The sequence below is a fragment of the Streptomyces sp. NPDC048636 genome, from assembly GCF_040650655.1.
Classification (GTDB): Bacteria; Actinomycetota; Actinomycetes; order Streptomycetales; family Streptomycetaceae; genus Streptomyces.
Genome location: NZ_JBEZHR010000006.1, coordinates 449,126 through 465,441, shown reverse-complemented (window position 1 = coordinate 465,441; position 16,316 = coordinate 449,126). Strand labels below are relative to the sequence as shown.

Sequence of the window (16,316 nt, the reverse complement as noted above, 5' to 3'; positions counted from 1 at the left end):
TGCGCGCCGGATGACTCGTTGCTGCGACGGGCCGTTGGGCGCGGTCAGACCGTTGGAGGCGCCGTCCTGGTTCACCGCCGAGCCGCGCACCACCGCGAGGACGTTGTGCCCCAACCGTTGGGCGTCGGACAGCCGTTCCACCAGCAGCACGCAGGCGCCCTCGGCGAACCCGGTGCCGTCCGCCGCTGCGGCGAACGCCTTGCACCGGCCGTCCGGGGCAAGCCCGCGCTGCCGTGAGAAGCCCACGAACGCGTCGGAAGCGGCCATCACCGTGACGCCGCCGGCCAGCGCCATCGAGCACTCGCCGTTGCGCAGCGCCTGCACGGCCGAGTGCAACGTCACCAGCGACGACGAGCAGGCGGTGTCCAGTGTGACCGCCGGGCCCTCGAAGCCGAAGACGTAGGAGACGCGGCCGGACAGCACGCTGCCGGCCCCGCCGGTGAGCACGAACCCTTCCAGCCCCTCGGGCACCGCCGAGAGATCTGCGCCGTAGTCGTGGAACGCGATGCCGGAGAACACCCCGATGTCCTCGCCGCGCAACGCCGTCGGGTCGACACCGGCCCGCTCGAAGACCTCCCACGAGATCTCGAGCATCAGCCGCTGCTGCGGATCCATGGCCAACGCCTCACGCGGCGAGATCCCGAAGAACCCCGGATCGAACTCGCCGGCCTCGTGCAGGAAGCCGCCCTCGCTGGCGTAGCTGGTGCCGGGATGGTCAGGGTCGGGGTGGAACAGGTTGTCCAGGTCCCAGCCGCGGTTGTCCGGGAAGCCGGTGATGCCATCGCCGCCGCTCGACACCAGCCGCCACAGGTCCTCCGGCGACTCGACACCGCCCGGCAGCCGACAGGCCATGCCCACGATGGCTATGGGCTCGGCCGCGGCGGCCTGCACGCTGTCGTACCGGTGCTTGAGCCGCGCGTTGTCCTTCAGCGAGGCCCGCAAGGCGTCAATGAGCCGTGCGTTCTCGGTGGTGCTCATGGCTGCGTGCCCTCCAGTGCTCGTTGCAGCAAGTCCGCGACGCCCATCCCGTCGATCTGCTCGATCTCGTCCGCCACGGGCACCACGACCGCCGGTGCGCTGTCGGTGCGGGCCAGCTCCAGCAGGATGTCCAGCACGCCGGCCTCCCGCAGCCGGCTCGCCGGCACGGTGGCCAGCGCCCGCCGCAACTCGGTCTCGTCGACCTCGGCCTCCGGCGGCCCGGTCAGTTCGGTGCGCAGGTGCTCGACCAGCGCGGCCGGCGTCGGGTAGTCGAAGACGAGGGTCGCCGACAGGCTGATGCCCAGCGCCGCACCGAGCGCGTTGCGCAGGCTCACCGCGGCCAGCGAGTCGAACCCCATCTCCTGGAAGGCCCGGCGCGGGCTGATCGCGTCCGCGCCCTGGTGCCCGAGCGCCGTCGCGGTGGTCTCGCGCACCAGTTTGGCCAGCGCCCGGTCCCGTTCCGCCTCGGGCAGGTCGGCGAGGTGCCGGACGGCACCCTCGTCCAGTTCCGGCCGCGCGGCCTCGATCGCCGCCCGCACGCCGGGGATGTCGCCGATCAGTGGGCTCGGCCGCAGTGAGGTGAACGCGGGGGCGAACGTCGGCCAGTCGATCCGCGCCATCGCCAGCACCGGGTCGCCGCGGGTCACATGGGCCAGCATGGCGACCGCCCCTTCCGGACTGATCGACAGCACGCCGCGACGGCGCAGCTGCTGCTGGGCGGCGCTGTCGGCGGCCACGCCGAACCCGTCGACCAGGCCCCAGGCCACCGACGTCGCCGACAGCCCTCGCGCCCGCCGGCGCTGCATGATCGCGTCGACGACGGCGTTGCTCGCGCCGGGTGTGCCCTGACCGCCACCGCCCCAGATGCCGGCCACGGAGGAGAACGCCACGAACAGCTCCAGCGGCCGGTCGCCGAGCACGTCGTCGAGGACGGCCAGCCCTTCGGCCTTGGCGGCCAGGACGGCGTCGAGTTCGGCCGTCGTGATGTCGGTGACCGGGCCGGTGCGGACCAGATCGGCGGTGTGCACCACCCCGGTCAGCCCCTCGCCGAGCAGGCTACGGACCGCCTCCCGGTCGGTCAGGTCCACGGTCGCCAGCGTCACCTTCGCACCGCGTTCGACGAGTTCGCCCTTCAGGGCGACGACTTCCGGCGTGGTCGGCTCGGCATCCAGCGTCAGCACGAGGTGTTCGGCGCCCGAGTCGGCCAGCCACCGGGCCACATGCCGCCCCAGGCCTTCAGTACCTCCGGTGACCAGCACGGTGCCGTGGATGTGCGGGGCCGCGGCGGTGCCGACCGAAGCCGGCATGACCCGTCGCACGTGCAGGCCGTTCGTCCGAACGGCCACCTGGTCCTCGTCGGCCAGACCGGTGAGCGCGGCGACCAGCGCCCGTGCCGACCGGTCGTCCAGCCGGGCCGGCATGTCGATCAGACCGCCCCAGCGATCGGGGTGCTCCAGGGCGGTGGCGTAGCCAAGGCCCCAGACCAGCGCCTGCTCGATGGCGGGCGCGGGATCGTTCGGGCCGATGCTCACCGCGCCGCTGGTGACGCAGCAGAGTTGTTGCCGGGCCCCGAGTGCCGACAGGGCCTGAATCAGTTCCAGCGTCGCCGCCGCGCCGACGGTCAGCAGGGGCGATCCCGGTCGCCGGCGGTCGTCCAGGGCCAGCAGGCTGAGCACACCCGTCACGGCGTCATCGGCCAGGGCGGCGCCGAGCTGCTCGGTCAGCGGCCCGGCCCCGGGTTCGACCGTCACGGTGACGGCGCGCAGCCCCTGCCGGGACAGCAGCGGCGTCGGATCCTCCACCTGCGCCGTCGTGACCACGAGCCAGGTGCCGTCCGGCGCGGCCGGCCCGTTGCCGCGGTGCGGTTTCCAGCTGATCCGGTAGCACAGATCGTCCACTGTGGACTGTTCGGCGCGCCGGCGCCGCCAGTCGGCCAGCACACCGATGGTCGGCCCCAGGTCCGGGGCGGCGTCGACACCGAGTGTCTCCCTCACCGCGGCGAGGTCTTCCGCCTCCACCGCCGCCCAGAACCGCCCGTCGACATCGTCGGTCCGATGCGCCGGCGGTTCGGCGGCCTCGAGCCAGTACCGGTCGCGTTGGAAGGCGTAGGTCGGCAGTTCGAGCACATCCGCCGGGCTGGTCGAGCCGCCGAGCAGGGCCGGGAAGTCGACGTGGCGTCCTCGCACAAGCAGCGTGCCGATGGCCGCCAGCAGGGTGCGCACGTCGTCGGTGGTGCGACGCTGTGCCGGCACGAACACGACATCGTCGTCCGGCTCCCCGGTCAGGCAATCCGGTCCGGCGGCCGACAGCACCGCGTCCGGCCCCAGTTCGAGGAACGTGTCGACGCCTTCGTCCAGCAGTGTCCGGATGCCGTCCGCGAACCGCACTGCGGCCCGCACGTGCTCGGCCCAGTAGTCCGCGGTGAACTGACCCGGCTCGGCGAGCTTGCCGGTCACGTTGGACACCACCGGGATCTCCGGCTCGTGGAAGGTGAGACCGGCGGCCACCGACCGGAACTCCGCCGGTATCGGCTCCATCAGGGCCGAGTGGAACGCATGCGACACCCTGAGCCGTTTGGTCTTGTGGCCGGCAGCCGCCAACCGCGCGGCCACCTCCTCGACCGTGGCTTCGTCGCCGGAGATCACCACCGCCGACGGCCCGTTCACCGCCGCGATCTCCACCTCCGGCACCAGCAGCGGCACCACCTCATGCTCAGCGGCCGCCACCGCCACCATCGCGCCGCCGGCCGGCAGCGCGTCCATCAATCGACCGCGCGCCGCCACCAACACCGCCGCGTCCGGCAACGTCAGCACACCAGCCACATGGGCCGCCGTCAGCTCACCGAGGGAATGCCCGGCAACGAAGTCCGGCCGCACACCCCAGGACTCGACCAGCCGGAACAACGCCGTCTCCAGCGCGAACAGCCCCGCCTGCGCGAACACCGTCCGATCCAGCACATCCTTGTCTTCGAAGACGACATCGCGGACCGACTGCCCCTGCAGATGCCGATCCAACTCGACACAGGCATCATCGAATGCATTACGGAACACCGGATACCGCTCATACAGGCCGCGGCCCATGCCCAGGCGCTGGCTGCCCTGACCGGTGAACAGCACCGCGGTCCGTCCTCGCGTGACGGAGCCGCGCACGATGTCCGCCGAAGTCTCACCGCGGGCCAGCGCCGCCAGTCGATCGTGCAGTTCCGTCCGATCCCCGGCCAGCACGACCGCCCGCTCCGGCAGCATCGCCCGCGACGCCACCAGCGCCCTCGCCAAGGCCGTCGGCTCGGCGTCCAGGGCCAGCAGCCGTTGCGCCTGGGCCGCCATCGCCGCCGAAGTCCTGGCCGACACCACGACCGTAACCAGCCCGGTCGACGCCGGTTCGGGCACCGCCGGTGTCGGCGCCGCCTGTTCCAGGATCACGTGCGCATTGGTCCCGCTCACCCCGAACGCCGACACCGCCGCCCGCCGCGGACGCCCCACCTCCGGCCACTCCCGTTGCGCGGTCAGCAGTTCCACCGACCCGGCCGACCAATCCACTTCAGGGGTCGGCTCGTCGAGGTGCAAGGTCTGCGGCAGAACTCCGTGTCGTAGCGCCAGCACCATCTTGATCACGCCGGCCACACCGGCCGCCGCCTGCGCGTGACCGATGTTCGACTTCAGGGAACCCAACAGCAGCGGCTGGTCGCGATCCTGGCCGTAGGCGGCGATCAGGGCCTGTGCCTCGATCGGATCGCCCAACACCGTGCCGGTGCCGTGCGCCTCGACGGCATCGACCTCGGTCGGTTCCAATCCGGCCGTGGCCAGGGCCCGGCGGATCACCCGCTGCTGGGCCGGGCCGCTCGGCGCGGTCAGCCCGTTGGAGGTGCCGTCCTGGCTCACGGCCGAACCGCGGACGACCGCCAGGATCCGGTGTCCGAGCCGTTCGGCGTCCGAGAGCCGCTCCACCAGCAGTACTCCGGCGCCCTCGGACCACCCGGTGCCGTCCGCCGTCGAGGAGAACGACTTGCAGCGGCCGTCGGCTGCCAATCCGCGCTGACGGGAGAACTCCACGAAAGCATCCGAACTCGACATCACCGTCACGCCACCGGCCAGCGCCATCGAGCACTCGCCGTTGCGCAGCGCCTGTGCCGCCAGATGCAACGCCACGAGCGACGAGGAGCACGCCGTGTCGACGGTGACGGCCGGCCCTTCCAGGCCCAGTACGTACGAGATCCGGCCGGACAGGACGCTGCCGGCGCCGCCGGTCATCAGGTAGCCCTCCGCCTCGGCGGGGACGTGGCCGGCGTGCACACCGTACTCGTGGTTGACCACACCGGCGAACACGCCGACATCGCTGCCCCGCATGGACATCGGATCCACACCGGCGTGCTCGAACGCCTCCCACGCGATCTCCAGCATCAACCGTTGCTGCGGGTCCATGGCCAACGCCTCGCGGGGCGAGATCCCGAAGAAGTCCGCGTCGAACCCGGCGGCGTCGGCCAGGAAGCCGCCGGCTTGGGTGTAACTCGTGCCGGGGTGGTCCGGATCGGGGTGAAACAGGTTCTCCAGGTCCCAGCCGCGGTCCGTCGGGAAGTCACCGATGCCGTCCCGGCCGTCCAGGACCGACTGCCACAGCTGCTCGGGCGACTCGACACCGCCCGGCAGCCGGCAGGCCATGCCCACGATGGCGATCGGCTCATCGACCGCGCCGGCCGACCCCAACGCGACGATGTCGTCATCGCCGGCCAGGAACGCGGCGAGCGCGACCGGCGTCGAGTGGTCGAACACCAGCGTGGCCGGCAGCGAACGGCCCGTCTCCTCCTGCAGCCGGTTGCGCAGCCGCACCGCGTTCAGCGAGTCGAACCCCAGGTCCTGGAACGACCGGTCCAGGTCGATGTCCCGGCTGTCGTTGTGCCCCAGCACCTCGGCGGCGCAGGCCAGCACCAGCTCCAGGCCCGTCCGCCGCTGCTTGATCCGCTCAGCCGTCACCGGTGCCGGGATCACCGCTTCGGCACGCGTGGGCACCACGTCGCCCGGCAGGTCGATCCAGTACCTGCGATGCTGGAACGCGTAGGTCGGCAGGTCGACGTGGTGCGGGGGGCCGCCGCCGAAGAACGCCGGCCAGTTGATGTCCACGCCGCGGACGTACAGCTGAGCCAGCGCGGTGACGAGGTCGAACGCCTCGTCTTCGGTGCGGTGCAGGGCCGGGACGAAGGCCGCCTGGTCGCCGTCGGCCTCCTGCGCCATGGCGGTCAGCACGCCACCGGGTCCCAATTCGAGGAAGGTGGCCACGCCGGCCTCTCGCAGCGCCGTGACGCCGTCGTGGAAGCGCACCGCGGCCCTGACATGCTCGGTCCAGTAGTCCGCGGTGAACTGACCCGGCTCGGCGAGCTTGCCGGTCACGTTGGACACCACCGGGATGTCCGGCTCGTGGAAGGTGAGACCGGCCGCCACCGACCGGAACTCCGCCAGCATCGCCTCCATGCGCGCGGAGTGGAAGGCATGGGAGACCATCAGGCGCTTGGTCCGGCGGCCCTCCGCCGCCAGCGCCGCCGTGACGCTCGCCACCTGGGCCTCGTCCCCGGAGATCACCACCGCCGACGGCCCGTTCACCGCCGCGATCTCCACCCCCGGCACCAACAGCGGCACCACCTCATGCTCAGCGGCCGCCACCGCCACCATCGCCCCACCCTTGGGCAGGGCATCCATGAGGCGGCCCCGAGCAGCCACCAACACCGCTGCGTCCGGCAACGTCAGCACACCAGCCACATGGGCCGCCGTCACCTCCCCGACCGAATGCCCCGCAACGAAGTCCGGCCGCACACCCCAGGACTCGACCAGCCGGAACAACGCCGTCTCCAGCGCCAACAAGCCCGCCTGCGCGAACACCGTCCGGTCAAGCAAGTCCTGCTCACCGAAGACGACATCCCGGACCGACGGGCCGTCCAGGTGCCGGTCCAGCTCCGCGCACACATCGTCGAATGCCTTACGGAACACCGGATACCGCTCATCCAGCCCACGTCCCATACCCACCCGCTGACTGCCCTGACCGGTGAAGAGCACCGTGAGCTTTCCCGGCACGGGAACGCCACGGACGACACGGTCCAGCGACCGCAGCAACTGGTTCCGGTCGGCGCCGACGGCGACGGCCCGGTGCCGGAGCGCGGCGCGGGTGTCCACCAAGGATCGAGCCACGGCAACAGGATCGAGGTGCGGGCGTTCGGCGGCATACGCCGCCAGGCGCTCGGCCTGGCCACGGAGCCCCGCTTCCGACCGGGCCGACAGCACCCACGGAACGATCGCCGTCTCCACCATGGCCGGTGTCACGGTGTCGACATCGGCGCCTTGTTCGAGGATCACGTGCGCATTGGTCCCGCTCACCCCGAACGCCGACACCGCCGCCCGCCGCGGACGCCCCACCTCCGGCCACTCCCGTTGCGCGGTCAGCAGTTCCACCGACCCGGCCGACCAATCCACTTCAGGGGTCGGCTCGTCGAGGTGCAAGGTCTGCGGCAGAACTCCGTGCCGCAAGGCCATCACCGTCTTGATGACACCGGCGACACCGGCGGCCGCCTGCGCATGCCCGATGTTGGATTTCACCGATCCCAACCACAACGGGCGTTGCCGGTCCTGGCCGTAGGTGGCGATCAGGGCCTGGGCCTCGATCGGGTCGCCCAACACCGTGCCGGTGCCATGCGCCTCCACGGCATCAACATCCGCGGCGGACAGCCGGGCGTTCGCCAGCGCCTGGCGAATAACCCGTTGCTGCGCCGGGCCGCTCGGCGCGGTCAGGCCGTTGGAGGCACCGTCCTGGTTCATCGCCGAACCGCGCACCACCGCCAACACCCGGTGTCCCGACCGTTCCGCATCGGACAGCCGCTCCACCAGCAGCACGCCGGCCCCCTCGGACCACCCGGTCCCGTCCGCCGCCGAGGAGAACGGCTTGCAGCGGCCGTCCGGGGACAACCCGCGCTGGCGAGAGAACTCCACAAAGGGATCGGAGCTCGACAGCACCGTCACACCACCGGCCAACGCCATCGAACATTCGCCGTTGCGCAACGCCTGCGCTGCCAGATGCAAAGCCACCAGGGACGAGGAACAGGCCGTGTCCACCGTCAGCGCCGGGCCCTCCAGCCCGAACTCGTAAGCGACCCGGCCGGACAGCACCGCGGTCGACGCACCAGTGATCCGGTGTCCCTCCACCAGTTCCGGCGCGAGGTGCAGGCGCAGCGCATAGTCCTGGACGTTCACGCCGGCGAACACGCCGACCGGGGTGCCCCGCACCGCGGTCGGATCGATACCGGCGTGCTCGAACGCCTCCCAAGAGATCTCCAACATCAACCGCTGCTGCGGATCCATGGCCAACGCCTCGCGGGGCGAGATCCCGAAGAAGTCCGCGTCGAACCCGGCGGCGTCGGCCAGGAACGCGCCCTTGTCGGTGTAGCTGGTGCCCTCGTGGTCCGGATCGGGGTCGATCAGGGTGGCCCGCTCCCAGCCCCGGTCGTCCGGGAACGAGCCGACGGCGTCCAGCCCGTCCCGGACGAACCGCCACAGGTCGTCGGGGCCGGCCACGCCGCCGGGGAAGCGGCAGGCCATGCCGACGATCGCGATCGGCTCGTCGGCGGGAGCGGTGACCGCGATGGGCTGCTCGCTCGCCGTGCCGGTCAGCTGTGCGCGGAGGTGCCGGGCCAGCCGAAGCGGGTCCGGGTGGTCGTAGATCAGCGTCGTCGGCAGCCGCAGGCCGGTCGCGGCACCGAGCCGGTTGCGCAGCTCCACGGCGGTCAACGAGTCGAAGCCGACTTCCTTGAACGGCCGCTGCGCCACGATGGCGTCGCTGTCGGGGTGGCCCAGCACCTGCGCGGCATGACGGCCGATCAGGCTCAGCAACGCCTCCTCGTCCAGCACCGCGTCCATGGTGGGTCGCACAGAGCGGCGGCGGGCCGCGACGAGCCCCCGCAACAGCGCCGGAACCTCGTCGCGAGGCTGGACCAGATCGAGCTTCGTGGCCACAACCGTCGGCGCGCGGCCGGCCAGGGCGGCGTCGAACAGCGCCAGCCCCAGCTCGTCGGAGAGGGCGACCATGCCGGTGCGGCGGGTCCGGTCGAGGTCGACGTCCGTGAGCCGCGCGGTCATCCCGGACCGGTGCGCCCAGAACCCCCAGGCGATGGACGTGGCCCGCCATTGGGCCGCCAGTGCGTCCACGGCGGCGTTCGCGGCTGCGTAGTTGCCCTGGCCGGGGTTGCCGAACACCGACGCAGCCGATGTGAACAGCACGAACGCGTCCAGGTCCATAGCGGCGGTCAGGTCGTGCAGGACGGTCGCCGCGTCGGCCTTCGCCCGCATGACGGCGTCGATCCGGTCCGGTGTCAGCGCCGTGATCACGCCGTCGTCCAAGACGCCGGCCGCGTGCACGACCGCGCTCAGCGGCGGCTCGACCGTGGCCAGCAGCCGCGCGGTTGCCTCTCGGTCCGCCACGTCGCACGCCACCGTGCGCACCGACGCGTCCAGTTCGGCCGCGAACTCGGCGGACCCTGGCGCGTCCGGGCCGCTGCGGCTGACCAGCAGCAGGTTTCGGACGCCGTATGTGTCGACCAGGTGCCGGGCCACCAGGCGTCCCAGCGTTCCGGTGCCGCCGGTGACCAGTACCGTGCCGGCCAGCGGTCGGATTTCCGGGGCCGCCGCCGGTGTGCGGGCCAGCCTCGGCACGGTGAGCTGCCCGGCCGTGACGGCGAGCTGCGGTTCACCGGTGGCCACGGCGCGGGCCAGCAGTTCCGGCCCGGCCGGCGTATCGACGGCGAGCAGCACGAACCGATCCGGGTGTTCCGACTGCGCGGACCGGACCAACCCCCAGACCGCGGCGCTCGCCGAGTCGGTGACCGGCGACGTCACGATGACAAGCGGGCCTTCCACCGGCTCGGCCAGCCTCGCCTGCACGGCCGCCAACGCCCGGTTCACGGCGTCCCGGACATCGCCGGAACCGGTGGTCAGGTCGACGGTCTCGAACACCGCCGGCGGCTCAGCGGCGTCGGCGATGGGCTGCCATACCACCTCGAACAGCGCGTCGCGCAGGTCTACGCTGCCCTCCGGCTCGCCCAGCCGCACCGCCTCGACGTAGGCGACGACCTCGTCACCGGCATCCGTCAGCCACAGCGCATCGCCTGCACTGCGCACCCGCACCCTGGTCGCTCCCGTGGCGACGACCCGCACGCCCCGGAACTCCACGACCGGGCCGACACGTTCCAGTGCGGCGGCGAACAGCGCGGAGTCGACGTCCACCTCGCCCAGCACCTCACCGGCCGGGCCCGGCGCCGAGCCCGTGCCGGTCGCAAGCGTGCCGGTGGCGTGCCGAGTCCATCCGCCCTCGGCGGATCGCCGACCGTACACGGTGACCGGCCGCCGGCCCCGCTCGTCGGCGGCGCCGACGACCGCCCGGACCTCCGCGCCCGCCGGATCCAGGGCGTTCTCCACCGACAACCGCTCGACCAGCTGGACACCGGCCTCGTCCCCGGCCCGAACGACCAGGTCGAGCAACCGCCCCGGACCGGCCGACGGTGGCAGGGTCGAGGTGAGCACGACCGCGTCCGGCAGCGCCACAACGGAGTCGGCGCCGGCCGGGGTCAGCCAGAAGTGCTCGTGCTGGAACGCGTACGTCGGCAACTCGACCGGCCGCGGGCTGCCGCCGAACGCGGCGCGGAGGTCGGTGCGCACGCCCCGCACATGGAGTTCGGCCAGCGACTTGAGGAACCGGCGCAGGCCACCGTCGTCACGGCGCAGCGTGCCGACCGCTGTCACCGGATGCTCGTCTCCGTCGATCAAGTCCAGCACGCTCATGGCCAACACCGGGTGCGAGCTGACCTCGACGAAGACGTCATGTCCTTGGTCGGCCAGCGCCCGGACGGCCGGGGCGAAACTGACGGGGTGCCGGAGGTTTCGGTACCAGTACCGCGCGTCCAGCACGCCGGTGTCCAGCCACTCGCCGGTCACCGTCGAGTAGAAGGGCACGGTCGCGGCGCACGGGGAGATCCTGTCCAGCGCGGCCAGTACATCCCGCTCGATCCGATCGACGTGTGTGGTGTGCGAGGCGTAGTCGACCGGGATCCGGCGCGCCCGCACGTCCTCCCGCTCGCAGACCGCCAGCAACTCGTCCAGCGCGGCGACATCACCGGCCACCACCACTGCGGCCGACCCGTTCACCGCGGCCAACTGCACCGCGCCGCACCACTGTTCGATCAGCGTCGTGGCCTCATCGGGGGGCAGCGCGACCGACACCATACCGCCGAGCCCGGACAGCCCGGCGGCGATCGCGCGGCTGCGCCCCACGACCACGGTCGCGGCGTCCCGCAGCGACAACGCCCCGGCCACGCAGGCGGCGGCGATCTCGCCCTGCGAATGCCCCAGCACTGCGTCCGGCACGATGCCCACGGACTCCCAGAGCGCCGCGAGCGCCACCATCACCGCGAACGAGGCCGGCTGCACCACGTCCACGCGTTCCAGCGACGGCGCGTCGGCCGCCCCGGTCAGGACGTCCAGCAGCCGCCAGCCGGTCAGCTCATCAAGCACCGCCGCGCACTCGCGGAGCTTCGCCTCGAACACCGGTGATTCGGCCAGCAATTCGGTGCCCATGCCGGTCCACTGCGCGCCCTGGCCCGGGAACACGAACACCGTGCGGCCGGTGCGCTCGACCACGGCCCCGGTCACCACGCCGGCCGCCGGTTCGCCCGTTGCCAGGGCGTCCAGCCCGGCCAACGCCTCACCGTGATCGGCGGCGACGACCACGGCACGGTCGGGCAGCGCCGCGCGGTTGGTCGCCAGCGACCAGCCGACGTCGGCCAGGGATCGATTCGGCTCCGTGGCAAGGAATTCCCGCAGCCGCCGAGCCTGGGCGGCGAGCCCCGCCCGCCCCTTGGCGGAAAGCAGCAGCGGCACCGTGCCCTCTGCCGGGACCTCGATCGCCGGCATCGACTCCACCTGCTCCAGGATCACGTGCGCGTTGGTGCCGCTCACGCCGAACGCCGACACACCCGCCCGCCGCGGCCGATCCCACTCCGGCCACTCCCGTTGTGCGCTCAGCAACTCGACCGCGCCCGCCGACCAATCCACCTGCCGCGTCGGCTCATCCACATGCAAGGTCCGCGGCAGAATCCCATGGCGTAGGGCCATCACCATCTTGATCACGCCGACGACACCGGCCGCCGCCTGCGTATGACCGATGTTCGACTTCAATGACCCCAACCACAGTGGCCGCTCCCGGCCCTGGCCATACGTCGCCAGAATCGCCTGCGCCTCAATGGGATCGCCCAGCACCGTGCCGGTACCGTGCGCCTCCACCACATCGACATCCGAAGGGGACAGCCGGGCGTTCGCCAGCGCCTGGCGGATCACCCGCTGCTGCGACGGATTGCTCGGGGCGCTCAGGCCGTTGGACGCACCGTCCTGGTTGACCGCCGACCCCCGCACCACCGCCAGCACCTGGTGGCCAAGCCGCTCGGCGTCGGACAACCGCTCCACCACCAGCACGCCGACACCCTCTGACCACCCCGTCCCGTCCGCCGACGCCGAGAACGACTTGCACCGGCCGTCCCGGGACATGCCACGCTGCCGGGAGAAACCGACGAACGGGTCGGGCGTCGCCATCACCGCGACTCCGCCGGCCAGCGCCATCGAACATTCGCCGTTACGCAACGCCTGTGCCGCCAAGTGCAGCGCCACCAGGGAAGACGAGCATGCGGTGTCGACCGTCAGCGCTGGCCCCTCCAGGCCGAGCACGTACGACACGCGACCGGACACGACGCTCTCCGACAACCCGGTCGGCAGGTAGCCCTCCACGCCGTCGGTGGCCGCGCCGATGCCGTAGTTCTGGTGCATCGCGCCGATGTACACGCCGACCGGTCGGCCCCGCAACGAGGTCGGGTCAAGTCCGGCCCGCTCCACCGCCTCCCAGGACACCTCCAGCATCAACCGCTGCTGCGGATCCATCGCCAACGCCTCACGCGGCGAGATCCCGAAGAACGCGGCGTCGAACTCGCCGGCGCCGCCCAGGAATCCGCCGTGCCGGCTGTAGCTCGTGCCGGGGTGATCCGGGTCCGGGTGGAACAGTGTGGCCAGGTCCCAACCGCGGTCCGTCGGGAACTCGCCGACCGCGTCACCGCCGGCCAGCACCAGCTCCCACAGTTGCTCCGGTGACTCGACGCCGCCGGGCAGCCGGCACGCCATACCCACGATCGCGATCGGCTCGTCCGCGTCGGCCGGCTGGAGCGGTGCCTCAGCCGTGATCCCCGGCTCGCCGAACACCTTCCGGTGCAGCCATTCCGCCAGCGCGGCCGGAGTCGGGTGGTCGAAGGCGACGGTCACCGGGAGCCGCAGACCGGTGGCGTCGCCCAACCGGTTGCGCAGCGCCACCGCGCTGAGCGAGGTCAACCCCAGCTGGGTGAAGGCCTTCGTCACGGCCACCGCCCTCGGCCCGTCCAGCCCGAGCAGAGCGGCCGTCTGCTCCCGCACCAGATCCAGCAGTATGCGGGCCTGGTCGGCCGCGCCGAGGTCGGTCAGCCGGTCCCGCAACTCCGCCGGCTCGGGCGTGTCCGCGGCCGCCCCGGACGTGTCCACCAGATCCCGCAACAGGTCCGGCACCTGGTCCCCGGCCAAGGAGTCGGTGTCCAGCTCGACCGCGAGCAGGTGTGGCCGGTTCAGCCCCAAGGCGGTGTCGAGCACGCCGAGGCTGTGGCGCACGTCGAGCGCCGCCGTCGCGTCGCCACGCCCGTGCTCCCGCTCCCCCCAGGCCAGGGACGATGTCGCCACGCCTCGAAGGCTGAGCCGCTGCGCGTAGGCGTCGAAGTAGGCGGCGACCGCGGCCGTCTCCCAGGACTGCGCAGACCCCAGCACGCCTTTGGCGTCGGAGAACAACACGAAGGCTCCGAGCCCCGGCCGGGCCACCAGGTCTCCGAGGGCCCGCACCTCCGCAACGGCCTGCTCGACCGAGGCGCCGTCCCGCGGATCCCACGCGTGCAGCACGACGTTCACCGAGGTGCCGGCCTTGGCCACGGCCCGTCGGAGCTGCGGCCGGTTGGCCAGGTCGCACTCGACCACCTCCACCGCGGCACCGGCTTCGACCAGCTGGGTGCGCAATTCCGCGGTGAGGTCGGCTGTCCTCGGTGGCACGATCAGCAGCAGCCGACGGGCACCCCGTGCGGTCACCAAGTGGTGCGCGACGGCCGTGCCGCGTTCGGTGTGCGCGCCGGTGATGATCGCGGCGCCGGTCAGTTTGGCCGCACCGTCCGCACCGACCTCGTTGTCCACCAGCAGCCGCTGCAGCCTCGGCACCAGCACAACGTCCGGGCGGACAGCCGCCTGGCCTTCCCCGGAGCCGACGACGACAGGCAGCTTCGCCACTGCCGCCGCGTCCTCGTAGCCGTCCAGGTCCACCATCACGATCCGGTGGCCGCCGACGGCCTGCGCCGACCGGAGCGCGCCCCACAACGCCGCCTGGTCCAGGTTCCCGACGACCTCGCCCGCGCCCGTGGCGACCGCGCCGCTGGTCAGCACCAGCACGGTGGCCGCGCCCAGGCGCTCGTCGGCCAGCGCCGCACGCAGCCACGCCACCTGACCGGCGGCCGGTGCCTGGTCATCGGAGACCAGGACCACGACATCCGGCTCGGCGTCCGGCACAGCGTCCGTCGACACCTCGGCGCCGGCGCCACGCAGGCCGGCGACCAGACCGTCCGGTGCGTCACCCAGCACCGACCAGCGACCGAGCGCGGAGGTGCCGCCGGACGGCAGCGGGATCCAGTCCAGCTGGAACACGGCCTCGTGGTAAACGGTGCCCACCGCGCGCATCCGGGCCGGGCCGTCCAGCAGCTTGCGCCGGGTGACCTTGCCGGACGCGGTGCGGGGGAGCTGCTGTATCTCGTAGAGCTCCTCCGGCACCTTGAAGTACGCCAGCTGCTCCCGGCACAGCGACAGCACCCGCGCCGGGTCGAAGCCGTTCGGGCCGGGCACCACGAACGCCACCGGCACCTCGCCGAACACGTCGTGCGGCTTGCCGGCGACGGCGACGTCCGCCACGCCCGGTGCCCGCCGTATCACCTCCTCCACCTCGCCCGGGTGGATGTTCTCACCGGCCCGGATGATCAACTCCTTGATCCGGCCGGTGATGGTGAGGTAGCCGGCCTGGTCGCGGCGGGCCAGATCGCCGGTGTGATACCAGCCGCCGGCCAGCGCCTCCGCGGTGGCGGCGGGCTGGTTGTGGTAACCCACCATCACGTTCGGACCGCGTACCCAGACCTCGCCCTCCGCGCCGTCGGCCACGTCCTGCCCTGACACGTGGTCCACCAGGCGCACCGCCAGCCCTGGCACCGGCAGCCCGCACGAGCCCTCCACCCGGGCCCCGGTCGGCCAGTTGATGGCGATCGAGCCGGCGGTCTCGGTGCTGCCGTAGGCGTCGATCAGCGGTGCGCCGAAGGCGTCCTCGAACGACCGGCGCAGCGCGGCCGTGGTCACCGCGCCTCCGACCAGACCGACCCGGACCGCGGGTGCGGTGAATCCCGGGGTCTTGGCGGCGCGCGCGAGGTAGTGGTACAGCGTCGGCACACCGGCGATGACGGTGGATTCCTCTGCCCGGCACACTTCCAGCACGTCCGCCACGGACAGGCCGTCGGTGATGCGGGCGGTCGCGCCGACGGCGGTCACCGCCAGCACACAGGCAATGTGCGCGAGGCTGTGGAACAGCGGCAGTGGCCACAGCACGCGGTCGGCATCGGTCAGGCCCAGCGCGGGCACGTAGGAGGCGGCTACCGACCAGAGGCAGTTGCGCTGCGTGGTCAGCACGCCCTTGGGCCTGCCGGTGGTGCCCGAGGTGTAGAGCATCCACGCTATGTCGTCCAGGTCTTGGTCGTCGGGGGCAGGGGCGGCCGGTTCCGTGGTGGCGAACCGCTCGTACGAAAGGCAGCCGGGCGGGGTCGGCTCATCGCCCACGACAAGGACGGTCAGCGGGTATCGCAGCGACGGGAGATGGGCGAGATGGGCGTGGTCGGTGACGATCACTGTGGCGCCGCTGTCGGTGAGGATGTGCTCCAGTTCTGCGACGGGCACCCGGGGGTTGATCGGCACACCGACGCCGCACGCGCGGACCACGGCGAAGTAGCTCTCCACCATCTCCACGCGGTTGCCCAGCAGAATCGCCATCCGGTCGCCGGGCCGCAGCCTCGCCTGCGCGAGATGCCCGGCCAGCCGACGGGTGCGCGCCTCCAGCTCGGCGTAGCCGACCGCCCGGTGGGCGTCCCGGAAGGCGATCTTGTCGCCGAATCGAGCGCTCTGTTCCCGCAGGAGATCATGGAGAGGACGAATCAACTCGGCGCGCAGCAT

2 protein-coding genes (1 of these 2 cut by a window edge) are annotated in these 16,316 nt (G+C 72.2%); both read right to left on the bottom strand.

What is annotated here, in order from left to right:
• Positions 1–978 carry the beginning of an SDR family NAD(P)-dependent oxidoreductase gene (locus tag AB0C66_RS19755; RefSeq protein WP_362439791.1) on the bottom strand. It extends 5,463 nt beyond the left edge of the window, so the window shows 978 of its 6,441 coding nt (coding positions 1–978); the start codon lies at positions 976–978; its stop codon lies beyond the left edge, outside the window.
• The gene (locus tag AB0C66_RS19750; RefSeq protein WP_362439788.1) at positions 975–16,316 is read right to left on the bottom strand and encodes a type I polyketide synthase; all 15,342 of its coding nucleotides are present in this window, start codon (positions 16,314–16,316) and stop codon (positions 975–977) included. The genes AB0C66_RS19755 and AB0C66_RS19750 overlap by 4 nt, the downstream gene beginning before the upstream one ends.

What these genes read in the sequence shown, in the direction of transcription:
- AB0C66_RS19750 (WP_362439788.1), bottom strand. Translation starts at nt 16,316, where the DNA reads ATGCTGCGCGCCGAGTTGATTCGTCCTCTCCATGATCTCCTGCGGGAA.